Genomic DNA, 1,242 nt, shown 5'->3' on the forward strand with positions numbered 1-1,242 from the left:
CCGCGGTGGACTCGGCAGCTCGGGGCCCGGTGTGCCCCGCCGGGCCGGACGCGCGGCGCCGTATGTTGATTATTTATCCATGACTTGATACCCGATAGAATATCTTAAAGTCTCTGGTTCCAGTGATTTAGCTGATTTTAACAGTAAAGAATACGCTAAAAGTATCATCTCTAATTTCAATTGAAAACCTTGAGGCGAACGACTTTTACAACGCTCAGCTCCTAGATTTGTCAAAAAAGAGAAAACTCGCTCAATCACTTTTCTACGTTTTGAAAAATTAGGGAAAAGGATTTTCTTTTGCTTCATGTTCTTCCTGACAGGTGTAATTAGATCAATTCCTTTTAATTCCAGCCTATCATGCAGTGACTGACCTAAATATCCCATATCTCCAAGGACTGTTGGTGTCCCAAATTGACTCAACACTTCCTCGGTCATTGAACTATCAGCCATTGAAGCAGGAGTAATTGTGTAGTCTATGACATAGCCTGATTCACTGACTAAAGCATGACATTTACATCCATAGAAGTACTGTCCCTTTGTAGCATTGTAGCCAACATTTGCATAATCTCCAAGAACTTTGCTTCTGAAATTACGAATAGGCTGACACAAAGGAATGGGGAAGCTGTCAATAATGGATACACTCATTCCTTCAACCTCTTTAAAGACGAGTGCTTGGCGAATGACTTGGATACTCGGTAAGAGGGCATTACAACGGCGGACAAAGCGAGAATATTCTAGGAAATTAGGAAATAAACTTTGAGCCAATTGGTGCTTAGCTTTAAGTGTTTCACTAAAATGCAGTACGTCCCATAGGTAACAAGCGATAACTAAGCAATCTGATGTTGCGAGATGGACGTTCTTTCGGTTTTGAACCTCAAGGGAAACCCTCGTTTGATAAAGCGTCTCAATGGTTGTCAGTAAATAAACAAAAACTTTTGGAAGTGTGCTATTATAAGTCATATAAGTCGTGCGCTTTCTAATGCTTAGTGCTTTAAGATTAGGATAGCACGACTTATTTATTTTCCAATGAAATTAACTAGCAATTCGGGTAGAAAGTTTAGAGGTATCATATGAAACTACTTAATAATTTGTTGACTAGCTTAACACAATATGAGAATGAAATGATTCAAATTAGGCGTCATCTTCATCAATACCCAGAAATTTCTTTTCAAGAAAAAGAAACATTTAAGTCAGGCAGTCGTGCTCGGGCATGTAGCCGACCCGCTCGCGGATGGCGGCGCC

At 40.6% G+C, this 1,242-nt stretch carries 1 protein-coding gene; it reads right to left on the reverse strand.

Going from position 1 to position 1,242, the window contains the following annotated elements; all coding sequences use genetic code 11:
* Window positions 1-69: 69 nt before the first annotated feature.
* Window positions 70-960, reverse strand: coding sequence for an IS982-like element ISLll1 family transposase (locus tag AB0B29_RS37695; protein ID WP_362247280.1), 891 nt, complete (start codon window positions 958-960; stop codon window positions 70-72).
* Window positions 961-1,242 lie beyond the last annotated feature (282 nt).

Source organism: Streptomyces tibetensis (assembly GCF_040647715.1).
GTDB lineage: Bacteria > Actinomycetota > Actinomycetes > Streptomycetales > Streptomycetaceae > Streptomyces > Streptomyces tibetensis_A.